At 61.8% G+C, this 15116-nt stretch carries 17 protein-coding genes; 9 read left to right on the plus strand and 8 right to left on the minus strand.

Translation table 11 applies throughout. The features are described 5' to 3' along the window. Nucleotides 1-343 precede the first annotated feature (343 nt). On the plus strand, nt 344-652 hold the full coding sequence (locus tag EA798_RS16990) for a hypothetical protein (RefSeq protein WP_122099705.1): 309 nt from the start codon (nt 344-346) through the stop codon (nt 650-652). Between the two features lie 518 nt (nt 653-1170). Further along, the gene (locus EA798_RS20545; RefSeq protein WP_147456787.1) at nt 1171-1986 is read left to right on the plus strand and encodes a DUF6216 family protein; all 816 of its coding nucleotides are present in this window, start codon (nt 1171-1173) and stop codon (nt 1984-1986) included. A gap of 183 nt (nt 1987-2169) precedes the next feature. On the opposite strand, the gene gcvA is transcribed toward EA798_RS20545, so the two are convergent. Then, nucleotides 2170-3075 (minus strand): transcriptional regulator GcvA, encoded by a 906-nt coding sequence (gene gcvA, locus EA798_RS16995; RefSeq protein ID WP_122099706.1) that lies wholly within the window; start codon nt 3073-3075, stop codon nt 2170-2172. Between the two features lie 117 nt (nt 3076-3192). Here gcvA and EA798_RS17000 point away from each other — a divergent pair, with 117 nt between their 5' ends. After that, on the plus strand, nt 3193-3912 hold the full coding sequence (locus EA798_RS17000) for an FMN-dependent NADH-azoreductase (protein WP_122099707.1): 720 nt from the start codon (nt 3193-3195) through the stop codon (nt 3910-3912). A gap of 68 nt (nt 3913-3980) precedes the next feature. Here EA798_RS17000 and EA798_RS17005 read toward each other — a convergent pair whose 3' ends face one another. Next, nucleotides 3981-4625, minus strand: a complete 645-nt coding sequence (locus tag EA798_RS17005) for a flagellar biosynthesis protein (protein ID WP_244221293.1) — start codon at nt 4623-4625, stop codon at nt 3981-3983. Between the two features lie 395 nt (nt 4626-5020). On the opposite strand from EA798_RS17005, the gene EA798_RS17010 reads away from it, so the two are divergent. Further along, the gene (locus EA798_RS17010; protein WP_122099708.1) at nt 5021-5710 is read left to right on the plus strand and encodes a GNAT family N-acetyltransferase; all 690 of its coding nucleotides are present in this window, start codon (nt 5021-5023) and stop codon (nt 5708-5710) included. 137 nt (nt 5711-5847) lie between these two features. Here EA798_RS17010 and EA798_RS17015 read toward each other — a convergent pair whose 3' ends face one another. Beyond that, the gene (locus EA798_RS17015; RefSeq protein ID WP_208643729.1) at nt 5848-6333 is read right to left on the minus strand and encodes a MarR family winged helix-turn-helix transcriptional regulator; all 486 of its coding nucleotides are present in this window, start codon (nt 6331-6333) and stop codon (nt 5848-5850) included. A 140-nt stretch (nt 6334-6473) separates the two neighbouring features. Between EA798_RS17015 and EA798_RS17020 the strand changes: the two genes are divergently transcribed. After that, on the plus strand, nt 6474-7613 hold the full coding sequence (locus EA798_RS17020) for an MFS transporter (protein WP_122099781.1): 1140 nt from the start codon (nt 6474-6476) through the stop codon (nt 7611-7613). Nucleotides 7614-7644: 31 nt separating this feature from the next. Here the strand turns inward: EA798_RS17020 and EA798_RS17025 are convergent, their stop codons facing one another. The 3 genes from EA798_RS17025 to EA798_RS17035 all read right to left on the minus strand — a co-directional run bounded on the left by EA798_RS17025 (nt 7645) and on the right by EA798_RS17035 (nt 9760). Continuing rightward, nucleotides 7645-8388: a class I SAM-dependent DNA methyltransferase gene (locus tag EA798_RS17025; protein ID WP_122099710.1), complete on the minus strand. Its 744-nt coding sequence runs from the start codon at nt 8386-8388 to the stop codon at nt 7645-7647. Between the two features lie 163 nt (nt 8389-8551). Further along, on the minus strand, nt 8552-8998 hold the full coding sequence (locus EA798_RS17030) for an SRPBCC family protein (protein WP_122099711.1): 447 nt from the start codon (nt 8996-8998) through the stop codon (nt 8552-8554). Nucleotides 8999-9127: 129 nt separating this feature from the next. Further along, complete coding sequence (locus EA798_RS17035) at nt 9128-9760, minus strand: TetR/AcrR family transcriptional regulator (protein WP_244221294.1); 633 nt, start codon at nt 9758-9760, stop codon at nt 9128-9130. Between the two features lie 73 nt (nt 9761-9833). On the opposite strand from EA798_RS17035, the gene EA798_RS17040 reads away from it, so the two are divergent. Continuing rightward, nucleotides 9834-10937 carry a DUF2855 family protein gene (locus EA798_RS17040; protein WP_122099713.1) on the plus strand — a complete coding sequence of 368 codons (1104 nt, stop codon included), beginning with the start codon at nt 9834-9836 and terminating at the stop codon, nt 10935-10937. Between the two features lie 259 nt (nt 10938-11196). Here the strand turns inward: EA798_RS17040 and EA798_RS17045 are convergent, their stop codons facing one another. Then, nucleotides 11197-11979, minus strand: coding sequence for an NAD(P)H-dependent oxidoreductase (locus EA798_RS17045; RefSeq protein WP_122099714.1), 783 nt, complete (start codon nt 11977-11979; stop codon nt 11197-11199). 84 nt (nt 11980-12063) lie between these two features. Between EA798_RS17045 and EA798_RS17050 the strand changes: the two genes are divergently transcribed. Then, a complete protein-coding gene (locus tag EA798_RS17050) occupies nt 12064-12954 on the plus strand; it encodes a LysR family transcriptional regulator (RefSeq protein ID WP_122099715.1) in 891 nt (296 codons plus the stop codon). Here the strand turns inward: EA798_RS17050 and EA798_RS17055 are convergent. After that, nucleotides 12951-13334: a winged helix-turn-helix transcriptional regulator gene (locus EA798_RS17055; protein ID WP_122099716.1), complete on the minus strand. Its 384-nt coding sequence runs from the start codon at nt 13332-13334 to the stop codon at nt 12951-12953. The two genes, EA798_RS17050 and EA798_RS17055, sit on opposite strands and share 4 nt — an antisense overlap. Before the next feature lie 88 nt (nt 13335-13422). On the opposite strand from EA798_RS17055, the gene EA798_RS17060 reads away from it, so the two are divergent. Both EA798_RS17060 and EA798_RS17065 read left to right on the plus strand, forming a co-directional pair. Then, nucleotides 13423-14481 (plus strand): SDR family oxidoreductase, encoded by a 1059-nt coding sequence (locus EA798_RS17060; RefSeq protein ID WP_122099717.1) that lies wholly within the window; start codon nt 13423-13425, stop codon nt 14479-14481. 79 nt (nt 14482-14560) lie between these two features. After that, nucleotides 14561-15028: an RNA methyltransferase gene (locus EA798_RS17065; protein ID WP_122099718.1), complete on the plus strand. Its 468-nt coding sequence runs from the start codon at nt 14561-14563 to the stop codon at nt 15026-15028. Nucleotides 15029-15116 lie beyond the last annotated feature (88 nt).

Below are 15116 nucleotides of genomic sequence, written 5' to 3' on the forward strand. Positions count from 1 at the left end.
AGGTTTCGCCTTGCACGGCGAGTCACTTTCTCTTGTCTGGCCAACAGAAAGTAACCAAAGAGCGAGGTAGCCTGGAAGTGACGCGTGGAAAAGGCTTCGCCGTTTTCCACCCTACCTCCGGCAACGTCGATGCGGTGCGAGCCACACGCTTACGCCAGCCCTTCCATATAACAAGAAAAGGAACAAGAAAAGGAAACAGATTTATTTTGCTGCCCTACCCATCCGCTTTACGTCATGTTTTCCTCGGTCCCGCCGACCGGTTTCGCCTTGTACGGCAAGTCACTTTCCCTTGTCTGGCCGAGAAAGCAACCAAATAGCGCTTTTGAAGGCTTTAGGCATCCCTATGAGAATCAAATTAGAGTTAATTATTTTGAGCATGGCACTAGCGGCGCCAGTGACAGCCAGCGATGCAGACATGACGCTTCAAAACGTACTTTCCGAGGCGCTGGAAGAGGCTGAAATGAGACATAAACTTCTCATCAGCACGTTAAAAGAGCGCGCCATCCAAGAGAATAGGGAGGATGTGGTCCTATATTGTGCCGACACCATATGGGCGCATCACGTTAGTAACGATCATCCCATTCCGAAGCCGAGCATGATTCTCCAAGCATGTGACAGATTGCTTAGTCAGCATGTGTACACTGACGAATGAGCTACTAAGAAACAAGGAAACAAGGAAACAAGGCAACAAGAAAACAAAGAAGACATTGTCTGGCCGCTGGCTCGCCATCTTGCATACTCGCCGCGCGTTCCGCGGCCTCACCGACAGGTTTCGCCTTGCACGGCGAGTCATTTTCTCTTGTCAGGCCAAGAGAAAGTACCAAAGAGAAGGCCCCCGGCGCGCGGGTATGGCTACCGCCAGACTTCCTCACCGGAGTTGCTCTTGGAGCCCTTTCGTTCCTCGCTCGGGCTGTCCGAGTCGTCTGCTAGCCCAGCGAGCCCAGTACTGCGTTCTCAGTGAACCGTACGGAGAGTCTCAACCGCCCACGCCCATAGGTGGGACGCGTAAATATTCGCCACTTTCATCGCCCTGGCATCGCCCTGGCATCGCCCATGTAGCAGCATTAACCTATGATCCTGATGAGTTAACGTAACTATCATTTAACCCAGCCGGCCAAGCTGCCACTTTAGGGAAAGCTTGGAGTCCAGAATCCGCTCAAGAGGAATTGTATGGAATCGAAAGAATTTTTTTCTATTGCTTCGCAGCTTATCGAACTCTCCAAGGCTGCGGCCCCCATAATATTCCCTGCTTTACTTGTGGCAGCTTACCTATGGGCATGGAAGAGAGCAGGCTCAGGTTTTTTCATACTACAGCGCCTTCTTTTCATTGTAGGGGGAAGCAAAAGCGTTTCAGATAAACGCATCGATAATGCTTGGCAAAAGGTTTATGATTTCTACAGCATAAGACTCAGAACCGGTATTAAATTCTCCAGCAACTCCAACGTCACCCAATCCATTGATTTCCTTGACAAACACGGCATCGGATTAGAGCAAATAATTCCAATTAGGAACTACTTTAATGTCAAGACGTGCGAAATTCGCGATCCAAATTTAAAAGGAAAGAAAATCGAAATTCTGGTAATGGCAACTTTTCTACTATTAGTCTCCACTCCAATTATATTACTAGGCATACCCAGCCAGGCCCTGCTAACAGTTAAGGAAACCAAAACTACATTTTGGACCAATGGCAAATCCGCTTACTCATGGAACCTCTTTGAGTGGAAGCTTAATTCGGAAGCCTGTCAGAGCGAGCGAGTTCTCCCATCAAAGCGAGACAAAGAAGTTATCTGCGATCTATTAGCGAAACCCGAGAATGGTTATATATCGGAGACAATTTTAGAACAGCGAATTTTTGGTCTCATTTTTTTAATCTTTACTGTAATCACACTTACGGCAATCTATGCCAGCTACTCGAAAGCTAGAATGGCCGACGAAATAAGAAAACGAACCCACGTTCAAAGCCCAAAACAACTAGAACTTTTTTAAATTCCGCAATGCTGGCTGGCATATCACGGAGTCATGAATAGCGCTTACCCAGTCCGCCAGCCGACCGCGCGCGGAAAAGAGAAGATTCTGCGTGGAGCGAAGAGGAATACGCCAATCGGCTGCGCCAAATAAACCGGTATTCGACATTCTCATAAAGCGCGACTGGCTCACGGCATCAATGTATCAACCCGCCACCTCACACAACCCACCCGGCACAGCCATCACCCACTCCCTCACCGCCCGAACCGTTGGGTCGTCCCGGCGGCTCTCCGGGTATACGAGATGAAACGGCTTGCCCTCCATCTCCGGCCCGAACGGCTGCACCAGCCGCCCTTCCCTCAGTTCATCCTCGATCAACTGCCGACTCATCAGCGCCACGCCCTGCGCGCCGATGGCGGCCGAGATGGCGTGGGTCTCGTCGGAGAAGACCAGCCCGGCGCTCACATCCAGCCCCGGCACGTTGGCGAGCTTTTGCCACGACGCCCAATGAATCGGGGCGGACAAGGCGGCTTGCGCACGGAAATGAATCAACGGGTGTTTGGGCAGATCGGCAACATTGCGCAAGCCGAGGTGCGGGCTGCAGACCGGGACGAAGGTGTTGTCGAACAGCTTCTCCGCCACCAGCCCCGGCCAGCGGCCGTCGCCGTAGCGGATGGCGATGTCCGCCGTGACGCCATCCAGCGCCACCGGTTCATGGGAGGTGTGAAAGCGCAGATCGATATCCGGATGGGAATCGCGCAGCAGGCAGACCCAGGGCACCAGCCAGCGCACCGCGATGGCCGGTGTGGTGCTGAGGGTGATCGCCTGGCGGCAGGGTTTTGCGCTCAGGCGTTCGACCGTGGCGCTGATGCTGTCGAAGGCCGTTTCCAGCGTCTGTTGCAGCTCGCGCCCCGGATCGGTCAATTCCAGCTTTCGCGGTTTACGCAGGAACAGCGCCACGCCGAGGGATTCCTCCAGCGAACGAATCTGGTGGCTGATCGCCGTGGCCGTGACGGACAGCTCCTCCGCAGCCTGCTTGGCGCTCTCGTGGCGAGCGGCGGCTTCGAAGGCCCGCAGCGCAGAAAGCGAAGGTAACCGGCGGTGCGCCATGGCTGAGTTTCTCTCATCTGTAGTTCGAAGAAATGGTCGTTTGTCGCTCGTACAGCCTAGCCCTAGGCTGGGTTTACCGCGAACGACAGATGAATTCAATCACAGAGGAGATTCGCCATGACACACCTTCTGCACCTCGACGCCAGCGCCCGCCCCGGCCTTGCCGGCAAGGACGAACACGGTTCCCACAGCCGCAACCTCAGCCAGCGCTTCGTCAGTCAATGGTTGGAGCGTCGTCCGCAGGATGGCGTGACCTACCGGGACATCGGCCAGAACCCGCCCTCTTTCGTCAGCCACGACTGGATTGCGTCGGCCTTCACGCCAGAGGAGCATCAGCAACCCTGGATGAAGGATGCCCTGGCCGAAAGCGACAGGCTGGTGGACGAACTGCTGGCCGCCGACGTGCTGGTCATCGGCACGCCGCTCTACAACTTCGGCATGCCGGCGGCGCTCAAGGCCTGGATCGATCAGGTGGTGCGCCTGAATCGCACGGTCGGGCTGGACGAGAGCAACCCGCTTGATCCCTACGTGCCCATGTTGGCGGATCGGGAGCGGCACGCGATCATCCTCACCGCCCGGGGCGGCATCGGCTTTGGTCCCGGTGGGGCGATGGCGCACATGAATCACCTGGAGCCGAACCTGGTGACCGCGCTGGGCTTTATCGGCATCACCCGCATTCACCAGATTGCCATTGAGGGTCAGGAAACCGGTGGCGAGGTACTGGCCGCCTCGGTGGCCGAGGCGCTGCGCCAGGTGGATGCCCTGGTGACGGAGCTGCAGGCGGCCGTCGAGCAGGCACCTCAGCTGGACTACCAACGACAGGTCGAGCCTGTCTAGTAATTGCGGAGCCGATCGTTGGCGTCGTCGCGCCCGCCAAGCGGGTGTGAAGACGCCATCAGGGTAGGTTACTGAGCGCGACTCGCTTCCAGTTTCTTGCCAACCGCAGCCGTCACTTCCTGCAGGCCTTGGCTGGTTACGTTCGCCCAGTCGCTGTCCGTCACGAACTGCATACCGTCGTTGACTTCAGTGGCGATGGCCATTGGCGCCTGGCCGTCAGTTTCGATGGTCAGGTTCGCTTTGTTGTTGACGGACACCGACGCGAAACCGGGCGAGAACCAGGTCCAGAATTCCTTGACGTGCACCGTGACCTGGCGGGCATCCGTACCCGGCCCTTCCACCACTTGATAGCCGGACTGCGTGTAGGCGTTGGCAACGGCAGAGCCCACCAGCTGGCTGACCGTGCGGCCTGAAGGCAACACCACGTCACCCAGCGCCATGCCGTATCCGTTGCGTTTGCGTGCATAGGCGCGCCCGGTGATCGCTCTGTCATTGATCTCGCCGCCTTTCAGGGAAGGGATGTCGGCGCTACGGGGCTTGGCCTCGAAGGCCCGTTCGTCGATCGTCGTGATGACGACCTTCTGCCCTGTCGTTCCCGTAAGTACCGGAACGGTGACATCGACAACAGAGCGGCTGGTGGCGCAACCCACCATGCTCACCGCCAGCACAACCAGCAGCGACGATTTCAGGGAAGAGAGAAAAGCAGATTTCATTTACCAGTCCTTGTGTGGTGGGCATCCGTCGCGTTTTCGGCTGTAGCGCTCGGATGCCGGGCATGATCCGGCCATCGATAGTGGCCGGTCGCCACACTACTGTTCTGCGATATTTCCGGCAATCCAGCCGCGTCGGACGGCGTAGGACAAATCGTCCCAATGCGTGCGTGGCATGCAGCTATCGACGCTCCAGCACCCTGGGGCGTCCACCAGGCGGAGTGATGGTATGAAGCGACGCGGAGCGCGGACGATCGGTAGGCGCGGCAGCATGAAAGCCATCAAACCACTGCTGGAACCCGCTCGCTGTGGTGAACTGAAAACGCATCGCCGCTTCCCGCCTATCCTGCCGCGGCCTTTACAATGTCGGCTTTGCCGTACCGCCCCGGAGCGCCGCCATGTTCACCCTCACCCACCTCGACACCCCGCCGCCGGAATCGCTGAAAAGCCAGGTGCTGCAGATGGTGGTGGATTATCTCGGCGACATCAGCCCGGTCTCGCTGCAGCCCAGCAACCCGCTGTATCAGCTGTACCAGTACGTGGTGGGTTTCGAGGTGCATCGCTATCTGGACAGCATGGACGGCGCGCAGGCCGGCAAGCCGGAGCTGATCCTCGCGCTGGATGCTGAGGACCCGGCGGTCCTGCTCGGCTTCGCGCTGTATTTGCCCTTTGTGGATGACCCCGAAGCCTGCGCGCTGGTCTATCTGGCGGTCGACGCCGGCCGTCGCCGCCAGGGCATTGGCCGGGCGATGGTCGAGGCAATGGTGACGCGCTATCCCCATGCCGAGGTGGCCTGCGTTGCAGGCAAGGTGCCGTATTTCGGCGCGCTGGGCTTTCAGCCGCTAGTGGCGCGCGGCCCGCAGGTGGTGATGAATACGCGAAACGAGGCTTCGAACGGTGCGGTGGCGGTGCAGGATCTGGAGCCGATCTTCCAGTCCAAGGAAGTCCGGCAGATCTACAGCTACCTGGTGCAGCAGAACGGTCGCAAGGCGATGAGCGAGGCGGAGAAACAGCGCGACCGCCTGCTCGATCAACTGGCGCGCCAGGCGCAGGAAGTCGTGCAATCGAGCGTTCGGCGTTTGCATTGATCGAGCGCGGCGTCACCAGGCTCGGGTGATACCGAGCCGCGCAGCTGCGCCATGCACGACCACACCATCCCGCGCGGATATACGCCGCGCCCTATCGAGCCGCGTGGTCCTTATCGCGGCTTACGCCAGGCGTAGCGCTAGCGTCCTGCCAGCCACTTGCCCAGCAGCCTGTCGAGCTGTTCCTGTTCGTCGCGACTGAGCGAGGCAAGGGCCCTTTTTTCGTTCTCGACATGAGAGGTCATCAGGCCGTCGATCAGGGTGAAGCCGGCTTCGGTCAGCGCAACCAGAGTGCCACGACGGTCCTCGGGGTTGGGCTTGCGTTCGATCAGTCCGGCACGTTCGAGACGGTCGAGCCGGTTGGTCATGCCGCCTGAAGAAATCATCGCCGCTTCATACAGCGCGGTCGGGCTCAAGGCATGCGGCTCGCCGGCGCGACGCAAGGTCGCCAGCACATCGAATTCGCCGTAGTGCAAACGGTGCTCATCGAAGAAGGGTTGCAGCACGTCTCGGTTGAGCACCTGCACCGCCTCGCCCAGCCGACCGATCAGCCGCATGGGCAAGGTGTCCAGGTCCGGCCGTTGCTGTTGCCATTGTTCAACGGCGAGTTGAGCTCTATCGATCACCGGATACCTCGTCTATTTGTCTTGATGTTAAGATACTTATCGCAAAGACATTAGCTGCCCACTTGGAGATTGCCATGCTTTCCGTTCGATCACCCGCGTCAACTTCACTGTCGCGGGTCGGCGAAGCGCTGCTGGGGGTCATGCTCGTTCTGTTGGTAGGCCTCAATCTGCGGCCTATCCTAGCGGCCATCGGCCCATTACTCGACGAAATCCAGGCCGCGACCGGCCTGGGCAGTGCCGGTGCAGGCGCGCTTACCACCCTGCCCATCGCTGCCATGGGATTCTGCGCACTGGGCGGCGCCAGGTTGCAGGCGAAGCTCGGCGAACGTCGCGGCGTAGCGCTCGGGCTCACGCTGGTGGCACTGGCCAGTGCCCTGCGCTGGGGCTCGCCAGGCGGCATCGGCCTGATCCTCACCGCCGCACTCGGCGGCGTCGGGATTGCCCTGGTGCAGGCGCTGATACCCGCATACATCCACCGCTGCCATCCGCAGCGGACCAGCGCGCTGATGGGGCTCTATACCACCGGCATCATGGGCGGCGCTGCCCTCGCCGCGGCCAGTGCCGCGCCGCTGGCAGAACGCTTCGGTTGGTCGAATGGCCTGGCATTGTGGGCGATTCCGGCCCTACTGACCCTGTGGATCTGGTGGAGCCTGGCGCGCCCGCCGGTCGCGACAGGGCGAACCGCCTCCCGGCCGTTGCCGTTGAAATCGCCACACGCCTGGCGGCTGTTGCTGTTCTTCGGCATCGGTACGGCGGCCTATACCCTGGTGCTGGCCTGGCTGCCGCCCTATTACACCGGCCTTGGCTGGAGCGCTGCGGACAGCGGCCTGTTGCTCGGCGGCATCAGCCTGGCGGAAGTCGGCGCCGGATTGCTGCTCTCCGCGCTGATCGGACGAATCCGGCAGCGGCGGCCGCTGGTGCTGGGCGTGCTGGCTGTGGTGCTGGCCGGTTTGTTGTGCCTCGCGCTGGCACCGCTGATGCTGGCAATCCCGACGGCGATATTGCTGGGTGTGGGAATCGGCGCCCTGTTCCCGCTCTCGTTGATCCTGGCCATGGACCATGCGCGGGACTCGGCCGACGCCGGCTCGCTGCTGGGGTTCGTTCAGGGCGGCGGCTATCTGATTGCCAGCCTGGCACCGCTGGGAGCGGGCCTGTTGCGCGACCGGCTGGCGAGTCTGGCGGACGCCTGGCTGCTGATGGCCGTCGGCATCGTGCTGTTGATGGGCCTCGCGTTGCAGCTCACCACGGCGTCGCGAGAGCAGTTGCAGCAGGCCCGCTAACCTTGGTGGCCAATCGCAGCCTGCGGCCCCGCTAGATCTTCACGCAGACGAATATCGCGTTCCCGGATGCCTGGTCCCAGGGCACGATTTTTTCGTAGTCATGCTCGAGCACATGCACCTCGAAGTACCGCTGCAGCAGCTCGCTCAGCTCGGCAAAACTCACCGCCACCATCGCGTGTTCGTCGTGCCAGACCTGGCTTTGATCCGCGGCGGTTCTGCCAATGCGCAACTTCAGCAGTTGCTGCTCCCCTTCACCCGGGTAGTGCCAACCGGAGCTGAAGGTGAACAGGCCGTCCGCATGCCGGGCCGTGTGCGAGACGAATGAGGTGTTATCGATCCGGCGCTTGTCCACGGCGTTGAAGCAGAACAGCCCGCCCGGGGCCAGCGCGGCATGCACGCTGGCGATGCAGGCTTCGAGCCTGGCCAGCGCGGCGCTGTAATGGATGGAGTAAAGAAAGCAGGTGATCAGATCGGCCGGCTGCTCGACCGCAAAGCCGCACATGTCCTGCAGGGAAAATTGCGCTTCCGGACAGCGCGCGGCGGCTCTGTCCAGCATCGGCTGATTGATGTCGAGCCCGCCGCTGGTATAGCCGGCATCGATGAAATGACGGACGTGCGGGCCGGTGCCGCAGGCGAGGTCCAGATGCCTCGTCCCGCCGTTGCCGAACAGCTGCTGCAGTCGCTGGACACAGTGGCTTTGCGCCCGGTAGTCGATGTCCGCGCACATGAGGTCGTAGTGACCCGACAAGTCGGTATAGAGAGCATCGCCGGGCATGATGACCTGATGTGTGAGGGGGCTTCAGCGGGCGCGCATCATATCTCAACCACACCTCTGTGTAGTGGCCAGGTGCAATGCGGGAGATTCACCGGACGGTGGCGGACCGCCTGGCCCCTAACGGTGCCCTGACGCTCCACCACCATGGTTTGGATAGCGCGGATCACGCGTCCGGAATCTCCACTTCGACCAGCTTCGCCAGATGCGTCAGCGACTCCTGCCAGCCGAGGTAGCAGGCCTCGGCCGGGATCGCGTCCGGAATGCCTGCCTGGGTGATGTTAAGTTCGGTGCCACAGGAAACCTGGGTGAGCGTCACCGTCACCTCTATCGTGCCCGGCAAGCCGGGATCATCGAATGTGTCTTCGTAACGGATTCGCTGGTTTTCCAGCAGCTCCAGGAATTGTCCGGCGAAGCTGTGGCTGGTACCCGTGGAGAAATTCGTGAAGGACATTCTGTAGCGGCCGCCTACCCGCGCGTCGATCTCGTGCACCTTGCCGGTGAAGCCGTTCGGCGGCAGCCATTTGGCCTTGGCGTCTGGGTCCAGAAAGGCGCGATAGATGCGCTCGGGTGTCGCTCGCAGGACGCGGTGAAGGTGGATGGTGCTGGGCATGGCTGCTCTCCTCTGGTATCGAATCTGCCTTGATGGCCTTGATAGTCGAACGAAGAACAACGAATTCGACGCAATGCTTGAATTGTCCGCCCAAGCAGCATCGCGAGTGTCTGCCCTGGGCGATCGAGGTCAAGCTGGCTCGTTCGCGCCCCTGAGCGTAAGCAGACACAGGTGCTCCATGCTGGCGGCCCAGGCCTGCATGCGATCCGCTTCGAGTTGCACCAGCATGGCGTAGCGGCGCCCGCCCCATACCGAAAGATGCAGCGCTTCCAAAGTTGCCGGCGAGGGACGCACCGGAAGGTCGGTCGCTGCATCGATGACTCGATGCCAGGCGCTCAACAGATCCTCGTAGGCCCGACGCTGGTGCTTGGGCTCGGCCACCAGCGTTTCCAGTTCGAGCATATCCGGGTGGAACCAGGGCAGCCGTGACTCGACCCCGGCAAGGGTGCGTACCAGTCGCCGGATGCGCTCGGGCCAGGCAAGCTCAGTGGGCGCTACCGCTTGCGCGTCGATGGCCTCCAGCAGCTGCTCGACGCAATAGCGCACGTAGCCCGAGTGCAGCGCATGTTTACTGGGGAAATAGTCGTACAGGGTGCCGATCGCCACGCCGGCTTCGAGGGCAACCGCACGGGTCGTCAATCGAGCCCAGCCGTCGCGCTGCCATATCCGAACATAGGTGTCGAAAATCGCCTGAACGGTGGCCTTGGCGCGCTGCTGAGTCGGCCGTTTGAGCGGCTTGGCGCTCGGCAATCGTGTGCTCATGAAATCCGAACCCGGCGGTGAAACGAAAGGGATAGAGTCGAAGCCGTCCATTTACGAACCCAAGGTGCCATCGATGAGCGTCATCCGCCAGTTGCAGAACAACAAGAAAGACATGCAGCAGACCCGCATTCAGACCCAGGCAATGCCGGAGCTGCAACCCGGCGAAGCCCTGCTGCGTATCAGCCGGCTGGCACTGACCACCAACAATGTCACCTACGCCGCATTCGGCGAGACACCTCACCTGCGCTATTGGGACTTCTACCCGACCGGCGATGGCGAGTGGTTCCACATGCCGGCGTGGGGCTTCGCCGAAGTCGTGGAGAGCACCGTCGATGGCCTGGCGAAGGGCGAACGCTTCTACGGCTTCTGGCCGATCGCCAGCCATGTCGTGATGCAGCCGGTGCGCGTCTCCGAGCGCGGTTTCTACGACGGCGCCGAACATCGACTTGAACTCACATCCGCCTACAACCAGTACCAGCGCATCAGCAGCGACGCCGCCTATCGCGCCGAGAGCGAAAACTATCAGATGCTGCTGCGCCCGCTGTTCATCACTTCGTTCATGCTGGCCGACTTCCTCGACGACAACGCCTTCTTCGGCGCGCGACAGATCCTGATGTCGAGCGCCTCGAGCAAGACCGCGTACGGCACGGCGTTCTGCCTGCAGGACAACCCGGCGGTGCAGCTGATCGGCCTGACTTCCGCCGGCAACACGGACTTCGTAAAAGGCCTGGGTTGCTACCACCAGGCGTTGGGCTACGACCAGCTCGCCTCGCTGGCCCCGAGCGTACCCACGCTGTACGTCGACTTCTCCGGCAGCGCCGATCTACGCCGGCAGATCCACAGCCATTTCAAGGATGCCCTGGTGTACGACTGCTTCGCCGGGTCAGCCCAGAACCACGAATACAGACAGACGGACGCAACGCTGGCCGGTCCGCAGCCTCAGCCCTACTTCGCGCCTTATCAGATCAAGAAACGCAACGCCGACTGGGGCCCCGCCGAGGTGACCCGCCGCTTCAACGAGGCGCAGCTCGCCTTTATCGCCCGGGTGAGCGATGCGCAGCAGCCCTGGATGCAGGTGAACGAGCACGCCGGCCTCGAAGCGGCACAGGCGCTGGCCGAATCCTTGATCAAAGGCGACATCAATCCGCTGGCGGGCCATGCAGTGGTGCTTGACTGACCTCGTAGCGGTGCCCAAACAGATAATCACAGCCAGCGCGGCCGACGGATGCGCCTGGCGTGTATCGAGCAAGTTGCCAGTCTGATTATGGAATTGGCCCACACCTCGCCGCGTGAACGAGCGCAGGCACCGACGAAACCGGCTCTGTGGCGCAACAGAACCTGGCTCTGGCCGACAAGGCCGTGCGCAACGTGCTTCCCAGTCGCACACAGGCGGTGCAAGACGGAGGCGTCCAGTGATCGCCTCTGCCCATGCGCTGTTACGGCTGTTCGACGTGCGCGGCAAAGCCGACCTGCCCTGGTGCTACGTCGGCTTTGAGCGTGAGCGCCGGTATGTCGTAGTCGCCGCCGTTCTGTTTGCGATAGGCGATAGGCTTCGTGTGCCAGAGGTGGTCCAGACGCTCACCCAGCTCGTCGCGGAGTGTGTCGAATCGCGCCGGATCGATACGGCTGGTGCGGTGCACCACAACCGGTGGCAGCACATCGAAACCCGGGTAATGCAGGATGCCGTGATGGATGGGGAACAGCAGGTCCTCGATGGGCCCGTTGATCCCCCGCGGGCTGTAGTGTGATTCCCAGCCGCCGGTAGTCACGATCAGCATCGCCCGCTTGCCGACCATCGAGCCCTCGCCGTAGCGATCGCCCCAGCGCGCATCCGAGTGCTCGCCAACGCCATAAGCGAAACCGTAGGCATATACCCGGTCGACCCAGCCCTTGAGGATCGCCGGCATCGAGAACCACCAGAGCGGGAATTGCAGGATCAGCGCATCCGCCCAGCGCAGCTTGTCCTGCTCAGCCGCAATGTCAGAACTCTGCCGGCCACTGGCAAACGCGCGTCGGGAATCCTCGGAAGCATCGAAACGCGCTTCGGGGTCGCGATCTAGACTGTCGCCGGCATCGATCGCGGCCTTCCAGCCCATGGCATACAGGTCGGAAACCTGGACCTGATGGCCAGCCGCCTGCAAGCGGTGGACGGTGAATTCCTTCAGCGCGCCATTCAACGAGCGCGGTTCGGGATGGGCATAAACAAGCAGAACATTCATGGGAAACCTCCGTAGCGGGACGGCTGCAGAATGTGGCTTGCCCAGGTATGTTTGAAATGAATAAGCCATATCTCAGGTATTGCCATGAATAATCTCAGACGTCTCGATCTGAATCTGCTGGTGACCCTGGATGTGTTGCTGGCCGAGCACAATGTCACCCGCGCCGCAGAGCGGCTGAATTTTTCCCAGCCCTCGGTGAGCGTGCACCTGGCCAAGCTGCGGGACATTTTCGACGATCCTCTACTGATACCTGGGCCGCGGGGCATGCGCCCGACCCCACGCGCAGAAGAACTGCGCGAGCCCTTGCGCCTGGCACTGCAAGCGCTGGAGCAAGCCGTCGCGCCAGCCAGCCCGTTCGACCCTGGCGCTGCGCAGAACGTCTGGCGTATCGCAGCCAGCGACTATGGCGAGTCGGCCATTGTGCTGCCCGCTCTGGCCGGCCTGCGTTGCGCCGCACCGGGCACACGCATCGCCGTGGTCGAGATGCAACCTTCACGCATCGCCCGCCAGGCAGAACAGGGTGATATCGACCTCGCCTTGCACACCGTCGACGGATCGCCGTCCAACCTGCGCCGCCGCGTTCTGTTCACCGAGCGTTACGTGCTGGCCGGCCGCGCCGGGCATCCGCGCCTGCGGCGACGGCCGACGCTGAAGCAGTTCTGCGCGCTGGATCAGGTGATCGTCTCGCCGGATGGCGGCGGCTTTCACGGTGCCACCGATGACGTGCTGGCCGCGCACGGCCTGCAACGACCTGTGGTGCTGTCGGTGCCGCATTTCCTGTTCTTGCGCTCGGTGCTGGAAAGCACGGATCTGGTGGCCATGTTGCCCGAACGGCTGGTGCAGGGCGCCGCACTGCAGGTCGTTGAGGCGCCGCTGGAGATTCCCGGCTACGAAATGGCCATGCTCTGGCATGAACGCGCCCATCGCGACCCGGCACACCAATGGCTGCGCGAGCAGATCGCCAACGCGATCTAGCCCCGCCTGCGCGAGGTGCTTCTTGGCTGCAGCTGATCCAGCGCTCGGGAGTTCTGCCTTGCCCAGTCGTAGATCAGTTCGATGGGTTCAACCATCAGCTGGCCCAGCGGCGAGAGCGCATAGCTCACCGCCGGCGGCACCGAATCGAGCGTGTGGCGCTCGATCAGGCCGCTTTGCTCCAGTTCACGAAGCGTCTGGATCAGCATTTTCTTGGAGATGCCAGGCAGGCTGCGGTGCAAGGCGCCGCTGCGTGAAGTGCCTCCATGCCGGGCATGCAGCGTGTGCAGAATCATGCTGGTCCACTTGGTGGCGAAGAGTTCGAGCACGCGCCTCGGCGCGCAGTCTTCACGCCATTGTTCTTCGTCAGAGCCCGGTTGCATGGGGGATGGTCACCATTTGGTGCCGACTTGGATCGGCGTTTTCGAGTGGATAAGGTGCAGGCCTGTTTCGCTTTGTGGGGGTCTGCACATGACAAATCAAGCACTGGTGGTCGGCGCGAGCGGTATCGTCGGCAGCGCGCTGTCGCGCCTGCTGGCCGATGAAGGCTGGAACGTTGCCGGGTTGGCTCGCCGGCCGAACACCGACGCGGATGTCACGCCGATCAGCGCCGATCTGCTGGACCCGACGGCCCTCGCCTCGGCACTGGCCGGCGTTTCGCCTACTCACGTCTTCCTCACCACCTGGGCGCGCCAGGCCAGCGAGGCGGAGAATATCCGCGTCAACGCGCAGATGGTACGCAACGTGCTCGAAGCCGTCCGGCCGACAGGCACGGTTCGCCATGTGGCCCTGGTCACCGGCCTCAAGCATTACCTCGGCCCGTTCGAAGCCTACGGCAAGGGTGCGCTGCCGCAGACGCCGTTCCGCGAGGAACAGGGGCGGCTGGATGTCGAGAACTTCTATTACGCCCAGGAGGATGAGCTGTTTGCCGCAGCGCAACGCGATGGCTTCAGCTGGAGCGTGCACCGGCCGCACACCATCACCGGCATCGCGGTCGGCAATGCGATGAACATGGCCACCACGCTGGCCGTGTACGCCTCCATCTGCCGCCACACGGGGCGGCCTTTCCGCTTTCCGGGCTCGGACGTGCAGTGGAACAGCCTGACCGACATGACCGACGCCGGCCAGCTCGCCAGGCACCTGCGCTGGGCCGCCAGCACGCCGGCAGCCGCCAACCAGGCCTTCAACGTCGTCAATGGCGACGTGTTTCGCTGGAAATGGATGTGGTCGCGCATTGCCGAGTGGTTCGGCATCGACGCTGCGCCGTTCGACGGCCCGGCCCCGCTGGAACAGCAGATGGCGGGCGACGCGGCAATCTGGAGCGACATGGCCAAGCACTTCGGCCTCGCCGAGGCGGATATAAGCACGCTCATCTCGCCGTGGCACACCGATGCCGATCTTGGCCGCCCGATCGAGGTGGTGACGGACATGTCGAAGAGTCGCAGGCTCGGCTTTCTGGATTACCAGGCCAGCGACGAGGCGTTCTTCGATGTCTTCGCCAGGCTGCGGGCGCGCAAGCTCATTCCCTGACCCGGTCGCGCCGCGTGAAAAACCTTTTGCCGACCAAACCGTCCCGTATACTCGCGCGTTTTCCGCGCGAGTCCCTTCCGTGAGCAACAAACGCTATGCCTGCATCGGCCTGAGCAACCCGAAATCGCCGTCCAACGTGGGGGCGATCATGCGTGCCGCAGGCTGCTATGGCGCCGCTTCGGTGTTCTACACCGGCACCCGCTACGACCGCGCCAAGGACTTCGTCACCGACACCAAGAAGGTCCACCAGGACATTCCGCTGATCAACATCGACGACCTGCGCAAGATTCTCCCACTCGGCTGCGTGCCGGTTGCGGTGGAGCTGGTCGACGGCGCCCGCGCCCTGCCCGAGTACACGCACCCGGACCGCGCGCTGTACATCTTCGGTGCTGAGGACGGCTCGCTGAGCAAGGAAATCCGCGACTGGTGCGAGGACGTGGTGTACATCCCCACCAACGGCTGCATGAACCTCGCCGCGACGGTGAACGTGGTGCTCTACGACCGCCTGGCCAAGGGCAACAACACCCGCTCCGGGCCGCAGTTCTGACCGAACGATGGATGCGCCACGCGTGGACAACGCTTCGCTAGTTCGCTGAAGATGACAGCGATCGACCCGAGCGTCGCCGGCCACCGTT

The organism is Pseudomonas songnenensis (assembly GCF_003696315.1).
In the GTDB taxonomy this organism is placed as follows: Bacteria; Pseudomonadota; Gammaproteobacteria; order Pseudomonadales; family Pseudomonadaceae; genus Stutzerimonas; species Stutzerimonas songnenensis.